At 42.1% G+C, this 10,361-nt stretch carries 9 protein-coding genes and 1 pseudogene; 4 read left to right on the top strand and 6 right to left on the bottom strand.

All coding sequences use genetic code 11. From position 1 onward, the window contains the following. Nucleotides 1-125: 125 nt before the first annotated feature. Nucleotides 126-1,973: a M3 family metallopeptidase gene (locus tag OCV20_RS16925; protein ID WP_086774815.1), complete on the top strand. Its 1,848-nt coding sequence runs from the start codon at nucleotides 126-128 to the stop codon at nucleotides 1,971-1,973. Between the two features lie 91 nt (nucleotides 1,974-2,064). On the opposite strand, the gene OCV20_RS16920 is transcribed toward OCV20_RS16925, so the two are convergent. From OCV20_RS16920 to OCV20_RS16910, 3 genes and pseudogenes are all read right to left on the bottom strand, one after another. Next, a complete protein-coding gene (locus tag OCV20_RS16920; RefSeq protein ID WP_048610747.1) occupies nucleotides 2,065-2,376 on the bottom strand; it encodes a hypothetical protein in 312 nt (103 codons plus the stop codon). A gap of 165 nt (nucleotides 2,377-2,541) precedes the next feature. Next, complete coding sequence (locus tag OCV20_RS16915; protein WP_086774814.1) at nucleotides 2,542-3,576, bottom strand: porin; 1,035 nt, start codon at nucleotides 3,574-3,576, stop codon at nucleotides 2,542-2,544. A 158-nt stretch (nucleotides 3,577-3,734) separates the two neighbouring features. Then, nucleotides 3,735-3,827, bottom strand: a pseudogene (locus tag OCV20_RS16910) (DUF3187 family protein); the annotation flags it as partial. 355 nt (nucleotides 3,828-4,182) lie between these two features. On the opposite strand from OCV20_RS16910, the gene OCV20_RS16905 reads away from it, so the two are divergent. Then, complete coding sequence (locus OCV20_RS16905; protein WP_086774813.1) at nucleotides 4,183-4,977, top strand: response regulator transcription factor; 795 nt, start codon at nucleotides 4,183-4,185, stop codon at nucleotides 4,975-4,977. Between the two features lie 87 nt (nucleotides 4,978-5,064). Here the strand turns inward: OCV20_RS16905 and OCV20_RS16900 are convergent, their stop codons facing one another. Beyond that, nucleotides 5,065-5,898 (bottom strand): regulatory protein RecX, encoded by an 834-nt coding sequence (locus OCV20_RS16900; RefSeq protein ID WP_050643283.1) that lies wholly within the window; start codon nucleotides 5,896-5,898, stop codon nucleotides 5,065-5,067. Nucleotides 5,899-6,118: 220 nt separating this feature from the next. Further along, nucleotides 6,119-7,723 (bottom strand): mechanosensitive ion channel family protein, encoded by a 1,605-nt coding sequence (locus OCV20_RS16895; RefSeq protein WP_017071612.1) that lies wholly within the window; start codon nucleotides 7,721-7,723, stop codon nucleotides 6,119-6,121. A gap of 252 nt (nucleotides 7,724-7,975) precedes the next feature. Between OCV20_RS16895 and OCV20_RS16890 the strand changes: the two genes are divergently transcribed. Continuing rightward, the gene (locus OCV20_RS16890; protein WP_017062732.1) at nucleotides 7,976-8,224 is read left to right on the top strand and encodes a hypothetical protein; all 249 of its coding nucleotides are present in this window, start codon (nucleotides 7,976-7,978) and stop codon (nucleotides 8,222-8,224) included. A 112-nt stretch (nucleotides 8,225-8,336) separates the two neighbouring features. After that, a protein-coding gene (locus OCV20_RS16885) for an IS3 family transposase (RefSeq protein WP_261881465.1) occupies nucleotides 8,337-9,574 on the top strand; the annotation gives its coding sequence in 2 pieces (ribosomal slippage) (nucleotides 8,337-8,709 and nucleotides 8,709-9,574; 1,239 coding nt in all). Nucleotides 9,575-10,067: 493 nt separating this feature from the next. Here the strand turns inward: OCV20_RS16885 and OCV20_RS16880 are convergent. Further along, nucleotides 10,068-10,292, bottom strand: a complete 225-nt coding sequence (locus OCV20_RS16880) for a hypothetical protein (protein WP_238382919.1) — start codon at nucleotides 10,290-10,292, stop codon at nucleotides 10,068-10,070. Nucleotides 10,293-10,361 lie beyond the last annotated feature (69 nt).

The raw sequence follows: 10,361 nt of genomic DNA, 5'->3' as shown, positions 1-10,361 counted from the left end.
TCACTAATACGCTGTAAAGTAAACCGATAGGCTGTGACTTGCATTCAGTTATATCTATCGTCACAAAATACATTCAATGAATGTGTCATAATGTTGAAATTACTGGTTAAATTTCAAGGAATGTCATGACTGCAACGAACTATCTCAACCAATTGAATCAAAAGTATCTTGCGACTCATAAAGCGAAAGAAGACTTCTTTTGGGATACATATATGGGTATCAGTGACGACCACGATGGTTCGACACTCGCGCAGACTCAGTGGACGGAATTTTTAAGCTCTGCCGAACAGATTACTGCGATCGAAACGCAACTTGCTGCTATCGATGAAATTCACGATCCCCGAGAAAAAGAGAGTACGCTGACAGGCTTGAATGGTTGGTTAGCGACCTTTAGATCTCACGCTATTGAGTCTGAGCAGTCACAGAAGCTTAAAGCCGAGCTCATAAAATTTGAGGCTGAACTGTTTGAGAAAAAACAGAATCATGTGATGACTTACGTAAATGAAACAGGCGATGAAACAGAAGGGTCACTGCCCGTTTTAGGTTCAGCCGTTAGAAGTAATGGTAATGAACAAGTTAGGCTTTCTGCACACCAAGCACTATTAGATTTAGAGCAATGGCTGCTGGCTAACGGCTTTATTGAGCTGATCAAAAAACGTAACCAATTTGCTCAATCACTGGGGTTTAAAACCTTCTTTGATTACTCGGTGGTTAAAACCGAACAGATGACGACAGAGCAACTGTTTACGATTCTGGACGACTTCGAAGCACGTACACGCGATAGCCATCAGCAAAGCCTAGCCAATTTGGCAGAACAAAAAGGCGAGAATGCACTTCAAGCCCATAACTTTACCTACTCTTTTGCAGGTGACGTTATGAATGATCTTGACCCTTATGTTCCATTCTCAAAGTCACTTCGACGCTGGATTGAATCTTTTGGTCGCCTCAACATCGAATACTCTCAAGCGACATTAAAATTGGATCTGCTTGATCGTAAAGGTAAGTACCCTAATGGCTTCTGCCATGGTCCGATCCCATCATTCTACGATCAAGACACATGGGTAGCGGCTCAAGTTAACTTCACGAGCAACGCAAAGCCCGATCAAGTTGGCAGCGGCTATGATGGCATCAACACACTATTTCACGAGGGTGGTCATGCTGCACACTTTGCTAACGTAAAAATGAACGCACCGTGTTTCTCTCAAGAGTTTGCACCAACCTCAATGGCTTATGCCGAAACGCAATCCATGTTCTGTGACAGCTTGTTGAACGATGCCGATTGGCTCAAACAATACGCGCTGAATGCAGATGGCCAAGCAGTACCTGACGAGTTAATCAAAGCCATCATCGATAACAAACAACCCTTCAGAGCTTATCAAGAACGCAGCATTTTAGTGGTTCCGTATTTCGAGCGAGCACTTTATGAATTGGCGGATGAAGATCTGACACCGGAAAAGATCACTGCTCTTGCTCGTGGCAGTGAGAAAACGATTCTTGGATTGGCTTGCAGTCCTCGCCCATTAATGGCGATCCCGCATCTATTGTCGGATGAAGCCTCTTGCGCGTATCAAGGTTACCTGCTGGCTCATATGGCGGTGTATCAAACTCGTGCGTATTTCACCGATAAGTTTGGCTACTTAACGGATAACCCAGAGATCGGCCCTTTGTTAGCTAAGCACTATTGGCATCAAGGCAATAGCGTGAATCATAATGGGACAATCGAAAGCCTGACTGGGGAAGGTTTTAATGCCAAATACCTCGCTGACGAGTGTAACTTATCGCCAGAGGAAGCTTGGGCGATTGAGGAGCAAAAAATCAAACAACTGTCGACAAGAGAACGTGCACCAGTCGCGGATTTGAATGCGAAGATATCGATCGTTGATGGGGCTACCGAGTTGGCAAATAATGACAAATCAAATCATCAGATGTGTGATGAGTTTGAGCAATTCATTGTTGGGCAATACGGTCGATAGCGGGTGCTGAGCATCTGTAACCAAGGTTGAACTAAAACTCAAACGAAAAAAGGACGATAGTTTATCGTCCTTTTAGTATTCAGCTTTGGATTTATTCCGTGACACATGCCGAGCAAGTTTCAGTATCAAACTCAACATCAACAGAATCAGCACTTCGCAATGATTTTCGATGAATGCCAAATACTTGCCCCGTCAAAACAATATAAAACTTCTCTGTTTTGAGTAGACTCCAAGCTTCATCAAGAGATTCAGCATAAACCTTATTCTTGAGATCTTGTGGGCGAGTACCTGCGACTCTTCCATGTTTACGCGCCAATTCAAATAATCCATTACGATTCGGTTTACACGTAAACAGGGTATCATTTCCATAGATAACACCCTTGGCTGTAATGCTTTTAATCATTACATTTCTCCAGATAATAATTCCACTCGTAGCACTTGATTGACAAACCACATATCAATCTGTGGATGCTTACACTGCAAAAAGAAGAGAACATGGTGTAACGACCGGGCAAGCTATTACACCATTACCATCAAATGTCTTAGAAGCTCTTAAGAGTTCAAGTTCTTAGAAGTAGTAGTAAGCCGCTGCGAATACGTGTGTTTCTTCGTCGTATTGTGCGCTAGTTGAACCAATGCGCGCGCCATCGATGTCTTGCTTGATATCGATACCCATGTCAGCGTTGTCAGCAATACGGTACATTGCCGCGATGTTGATGTAAGAAGCATCTACATCTGCGTGGCCATCAAGTTCATTGTTGCTAGACGCGTAACCTGCTGCAATTGTTAGGTCTTCAGAAACCGTGTACCCACCTGAAACGTAGTAGCCTGTGTTCTTAGCAGAATCACTCTCTTCAATCCAAGAGTTCATACCCAGTTTAAGAGCACCAACCTTTACGTTACCTGTTACTGTGTAAACTTCGAAGTCAGCATCGTCATCACGAGCTTCATAACCTGCGTATAGGTTGAATACCTCTTGCTCTAAACCGATGTAACCATTAATGCCTTTATCCGCATCATTATGATCATCACCTGTTTCAAAGTAAGAAATACCGTAAGCGATACCGCTTGTCGCACCTTGGAATTTAACAACATTGAAGCCGTCAGAAGCATCACCAGCAGAAGCGCCAAACTCGTAAGTGTTATCGCCAGCGCCATCCACTTTGTCTAGTGCTGTGTCGTTTTCCCAACCGAATGAAGCAATACCATAGCCAGTATCGAAACCTAACCATGCTTTATCTACATCTGTTGCAGGACCAGTATCGATACCGTTTGTCCAACCAGCTGTTGCTGCATCATTCGCAGATACATTGTTGTCTGTTGTGTAGTTCACCATTAAGTCAGTTTCGAAGTAACCAACAATACGGTTGTTGCGGTAGTTAACTGCAAGAGTAAGGCCTGTTGCCCAGTCATCGTAGAACGCTTTAGAGCCAGTATCGTAGTAACCACCAACACCGAAAGAGCCTGATACTGAGAATTGATCTTTGTGCATTGAATCGAATGCAAACATGTCTTCGTTTTGGCTGTTTTGGCTGCTTGTGCTTACAGCGAAAGCTGAACTTGAAATGCTCGCAATCGCAAGTGCTACTAATGTCTTTTTCATGATAACCACTACCTATATATATTGATTCGGCCTTGTTAGTCCGGCCTTTTGGAGTGGCGCTATTGTTCAAAAAAACACGTTATTGATATACCGTAAATTTACTGAAAATTTTATAGCTTTGGTGAATTTCATGAAATAAGAATATATTAATGTGCCGTTTATATTGAAAAACGTAATCCGAGTGTAAAGCCGATATCGGTGCTGTTATCCATATTACGGATGTTCTCAATCATCAGCGCTTCGACTGCGAAGTTGTGTTGAAAGTACATTTGAATGAATGGGTGACTGAGCATACACAAACATTGGAGAATTATTTGCGTGTGTAATCGGATGAAAAAAGATCAACATCGAGATTGAAATAGACAGTAACGACCTTAAACTTATCACAGTGTTTACTCGGTGATAGGAATGCCCGATTTTATTAAAAAACACCGTTCAATTAATGCAGTAGATGTACTGCTTATCACCCCTCCACATAGAACTAAGAGTTATAAAAAACTATAGATTAGAACCTATAATGCATATAAGAATCTTATCTTGCACTGAGCGACTCGAACGAATATCTTCTGTGCATTGATGAAATGAATGTATCTATAAAGGAAATATGTGTCTGCTTTAAAGCTAAGTTTTGAACAACTGTTAATGAAACAATCGACATCTCTCATTAATAGCGATCCAAAAAACTTTCAAACAACTTGGTCAGAAGCAAGCTTTGATGTACTCGATTGGTTTGGGATTGATCGTTTAACACTCTACCCTAATTCAATGGTATTACTTGAAGAAGGAAAAACGTGTTCGGTTTCCAAAGCACATATACCTCCTGTTAATATAAAAAGCTTAGTCGGCGGTAACTACCTTGATTACCTCAAGCTTTTAAAAACCAATGAAACCTACCTCGCTTTTACCAGCAACGAACTCGTTTCAAGCAAAAACTATGTGTTAAAGAAACTCTATAAAGAAGGGGGAAGATGGCACTGCATCATCCCTTTACAGCTCTTTAACCAACGCTGGGGTGCGTTGTCTTTTACTAACTTTCACGACAACGATACTACCTTCGACCTCGAAGGCATCCAGCGCTTAAAATTAGTCTGTGAACTTTGGCTATGTTATTGGCAACATTCAACGTTAGCCAGAACACTTAAGCAAAATGAAAACTTGTTAGAAGATGACAGTGAGAAGCTATTGTTACTCACTAAAAAGCAAACCAAGGTTCTGGCGCTGATTGCTCAAGGTTTTAGTGCAAAAGAGTGTGCTGATAAGCTTCACTTAAGCTCACGAACCATCGAGTCGCACAAATACCGCATGTTAGGTTTGCTGAATCTCAACAGCCACAATGACCTAATTCAGTTCGCCTTACGCAATGGTTTGGGGATTACGGAGAACATACACACAACACGTTAGAACAAGTTGTTCGATGCCCTTCTGCTGTTAATATCTTAACGTTCGATGTTTCTTGAGTTCAGCTTTTCTTAAATTCAATGACGCACGCTACTCATTGCCTTCACTCAGAGCAAATTTGATCTCGTCTGAAGAGAACCCCTTTCGACTTAGCATCGCGTAAGCCTTGGAGCGTTCTTTATGATCGTTTAGGTCATAAGACTTCTTCTGCAACTGTTCTAAACACGAAGAATAGAAATCTAGCTGCTCTTCATTAATCAATCGGTCGATGAGCGATGACAGCTCACTGGTGTCGATTTGTCGTTGTCTCAGTTCTTGCTGTATGGCAGTCAGTCCCTTGCCTTTACGAGCATACTTGAGCACCTCTTTTTCCAAATCGGCTTTCTCGGCCTTAATTTGAATGTTACTTTTCAGTTGATGCGCTTGTGGGTGCTGGTCAATCGCTACCTTGACTTGTTGATAGCTAAAGCCACGCTTTTGCAGTGTCGCAACCAGCTTTTCACGGCTCATGGTAAAGCTTGAGTAGTAATGGTTGATTCGGTCTATCAAGATGGTTTGTTCATCGATAGACTTTTCGAACGACACTTTATGGATTGCATCAGAAATCACTGAATCGGTCAGGCCCTTCTTCTTCAGTTTTTCGACAATGTATCGAGAACCGAATTCACCAGAGAAAGCTTGTTCCACGAATTGTTCTGCAAACACTTGGTCAGACTTGAGATACCCAAAGCCTTTCAAAGTATTCAACGTTTCATCGATCCATTCTTGATTGTCGGTTTTCACTTTGAGCTTCGCAACCAACTCGCTTTCCGTCATGTCTCTCTGAGTTAGATGCCACATCGCAGAGTTCATGACGCTTTCAATTCGGTTCGCTTTTCTTACCGTTGTATTTCTACTGTTCGTTTTTTGCTGTGAATCATCCATTCGATTTCAACTGTCCAAACTAAGCCTGCCCCATCATAACGTAATTCTAAGGCGGTTGAGTGACATAAAAGAATGAAGCTCAATATAAACTGACAGCCAATAAAAATGGACGCTTATTCAGCGTCCATTTGATATCACATTAAGAATGTCGACTCTAAGCTGCGCTTAGCTTTTTCGTAGTAGCTCTTTTCGAAATCGCTTCTCGTACTAGCTCTTTCGCTTAGTTCTCTTCGTGATTGTAAATATGCACATCTCGTTGAGGGAATGGAATCGTGATGCCTTCTTCATCGAAGCGTTTCTTCACGGTTTCCGTTACATCCCAGTACACATCCCAGTAGTCATCAGTCTTAACCCAAGGTCGTACTACGAAATCAACTGAAGAGGTATTCAAGGTATGAAGCTTGATCATATGTTCTGGTTTTTTCAACACTAGAGGGTGCGCAAGAATGATGTCGTTCAATACCGCTTTCGCTTTATCGATATCATCTGAGTAACCAATACCGAAAACCATATCAACACGTCTCACACGTTCTGCCGTGATGTTGTTGATCACGTCACCCCAGATCTTGTTATTTGGGATCACCAAGCGTTGGTTATCGATAGTTTGAACGGTCGTTGACACTAAGCTCATATCTTTTACCGTGCCTTGCACGCCCGCTACTTTAACCATGTCACCTACGTCATAAGGACGGTAGATCAAGATCATCAAACCCGATGCAAAGTTAGATAGCGTATCTTGCAATGCGAAACCAATGATGACACCGGCTACACCGAAACCAGTCAGAAGTGGTGCTAGCTCTATCCCTATTTGAGACAGTGCGATAAGCAAACCAATAAACACGACCGCTTTAGATGCGATGGATACAAAGAAGTCCTGCATCAATACGCTGAAGTCCATTTTAGAGTGCGAAACACTCTTACGAACGGTCTTACGAGCAACGTTAGCAATAAGGCGAGTTACATACAAAATACCGAGAAACAGAGCGAGTTTAACGATAAAAGAAGGGGTATTTTCAAAAGCCCATGAACTGAACGAACGAAGCCAACCATCCAACAGCTCCAGTGCAACATCAACATCCAACACATCGGCGTTAATGTCACCTGTCGTCGCTAGCAAAACACGTTTGTACGAAGTCACATCCACGCCAAACGGTTCCATTAGCGTGATGGTTTCTTCTAAGCTCGCGACCATAACGCTAGTACGCTCGCTGAAACGCTCAAGCTCCTTTTTAATCGTCGCTTTCTCTTCTTCATTCACAAAAGACAAACGCGCTTCTAGATCTTGTCGCTGTGTGTCTGTGTAAAGAATGGCATTAGTCAGGTATTTAGAACGAGCAATTAACGCCGTTTTAAGTTCACCTTCAGGAACAGCAACATCAACACCACGCTCTTTCGACCAATTTAAGGTCTTAGCAAGCTGCTGATAATAGACATCCATCATTCCGATTCGTTTTTGAATACGCAACTCAAGGCGTTTTTTAGCGTCACCCTCAGCGGAACGGTTTTCTTTACTCATTGAAACGATTTTAGTTTCATTCAACGACAGCAATTTTTGTAGCAGTTCAACCTGCTGAGCAAGAGTGACATCCAGCCCCTCTTTTTTATCTGACGATAGCTGTGAAAAAATCTCTTCGCGTAGGCCCTGGTTCTTACGCCTTAAGATATCTTCAAGAAAGGGTTTTTCAGCATCATGCGCCGTTTCTAATGTTGCTAGATCGAGCATTAACTGATCTTGTACTTCTGCGATTTTCTCAACGCTCTGCGCATAACTTCCAAATGCGACAAACGCCAACATTAACAATAGACAACGCCAAACCTTCATCATATTAATTCCTATTACTGTCTAAATTGACCCTATAAATAGTAGTAAAAAGAATATGGATAACAAGCATTTAAACGTATGTTATGTTAAAAATTCGCAAATTATCAGCCTGCTTCTAATATTTGAGAGTTCCAATCCCCTCTTATGACCTGTAGAGTACGCATCCAACAAAGAACAACAGCCAATATCTTCATTCGAGCACATGCACTAAAGCGCCCTAAATACGATGTTGGCTCACAGCAAGAGAGCATAAAAATGAACAACGAACTTGATATTATTGAGTCTCTAGAAGAACTAGAGCAATTCCTAATTTCAGTGGAAGCTGGCGGTTTAGGCCTTGAAGGCGTTGAAGGTGTAGGCATGGCAACCAATAATTCAGATGGTCGTCACTTCGTTGCTGTATTCAACAGCAGCCACAAAGTTCTGCTTGCTCGCTGGATCACCAAAGAAGTGTTTGATAACGGTAAAGACTTGGTACGTAACGGCCCTCGCCGCACCCACTAAGCCTTTCCAATAACACAAATGATTAAAGCCCAACACGTTCAACGACGACCTGTTGGGCTTTTTTGTATCGCCTGTCCCGTCCTGAAATGTGTTTACACATTGAGGACGAATTATGACTACTTCAAATAATACCTACGTTAAGCGCACTCAGCGTGATTACACACTAGGCTTTAAATTACAGGTTGTCGCCGCTGTAGAAAGAGGCGACATGACATATAAACAGGCCCAAACCATTTATGGTATCCAAGGCCGCTCAACCGTTTTAACCTGGCTTCGAAAGCACGGGAAGATGAATTGGGCGCAAAATCCAAGGATAAATGTCATGCACCAATCACCTAAGCCTAAAGAATCACCGGCACAGAAAATAAAACGTCTTGAGAAAGAGTTGGAAGACGAAAAAATCAAGAATCTCTTCTTAAATAGAGTGGTTGATATTCTTGATGCTGAGCACGGAACCAGTCTCAGAAAAAAGTATCTAGCCAAGGAGCAAGAAGCCTTCAAAAACAAGAAGGAATAAGTTTAGTTCGAGTATGTAGGCTATGCGGCATAACGAGGCAGAGTGTTTATCAAAGAGAAAAGCGAGCTCATCATCGTCAGTTAGATCTTAAACCGATTAAAAAAATGGTGTTGGATATTAGGCGTTATATGCCTCGGGTTGGTACTAGGAAGCTGTATTTTTTGCTTAAACCCAAACTACAAGAACAAGGTATCAAGTTAGGCCGAGATGCGCTTTTCAACTACTTACGCGCTGAACGATTATTGGTAAGACCTAAGCATAGTTTTACAAAAACGACCAATAGTAGACATTGGATGAAAAAATACCCGAACTTATTAAAGGATTACCAGCCATGTGGTCCAGAGAGTGTGTTGGTGAGCGACATAACCTATGTTCAATCTGATGAAGGAGTTCACTACCTATCATTGGTTACGGATGCGTTTAGTCGAAAAATAATGGGCTATGAGCTGAGCAATGAAATGAAAGCGACGGATGTCGTGAAAGCGCTAGATATGGCTATCAAAGGGCGTCGATATCATCGTTCTTGTATCCATCATTCAGATCGTGGTCTGCAGTATTGCTCAGGTGTATATCAAGATAAATTGAAAACTAGCGGCATAATGCCTTCGATGACAGATGGTTATGACTGCTACCAAAATGCCTTAGCAGAAAGAATAAATGGGATCCTGAAACAAGAGTTCTTACTTGATAGGTGTAAGAATCTTGAGGAACTTAAACAACTAGTAAAAGAGTCTATCAATATCTATAACAATATGAGGCCGCACCTCAGTCTCATGATGAAAACTCCAAATGAGGTGCATGAAAAAAGCCAACAGCTGACGCTGTTGGCTTAGTAGAAATACTGTCAACGTATTTTAGGACGAGACAGCCTGATAATGAATAAACCACGCGATACAGAATAAATTAGCGATAACTTTCAGTTGCGGTGAACTTTAGCTACAGCTCAATGTCGTATTCGCGTGAATTGGTGTTTATGCATCGTTTATCGTGTATCTGCCGTTTCCCGCGTTTATACATAGTTTCACTTTAACCATTTTATGACTTGTGGCGCGAAGAGAACTTATCTAAGCTAGCCACAATTCAACGAGCTCGCTTTAACGACTAACAGATTTGATTACTGACTAATTTGCTGAACACATCGCTACTTTTCTTATCCACACAGAACCGCCGACAAAAGCATTCGCTTTGGGCGCTCTTCCTTACCGGACTGGTTATCGTAACTTGTCTGGCGAGCACTCTGGCCGTAAAGAAAGTATCGTTATCTGCATCCGCTAATGGTCAATCAGTCCTAGTTGGCGCGCAAACTCATACTGAAACCAGTAATCCTCAAACCGACATCGCTTCTTCAGAAAAAATGGCCACTTTATACGCCAGTGTTTTCGGCTTAGAAGCGTCAAAAATGTTAACGTCACCCAATTCAAGTTCATGCAGCCTGAGTTCGAAAATGCTGACCTTTGCCGCCCCGAAAACCGGTTGGCTGATCCCATTCGTACTTATTATTGCTGTTGCATTTAACTTACCTCCCCACATATCGAGATTATCTAGAGACAATCATCGCTCTACTCGACCTACAAAACACCGATTGCATCTAAAGCACTGTATATTTAGAGAGTAAATAAC

Origin of the sequence: Vibrio coralliirubri (assembly GCF_024347375.1) — a bacterium.
Taxonomy (GTDB): Bacteria; Pseudomonadota; Gammaproteobacteria; order Enterobacterales; family Vibrionaceae; genus Vibrio; species Vibrio coralliirubri.
Note: the sequence above shows the minus strand (reverse complement) of the source record. Positions and strands in the feature narration are given on the sequence as shown.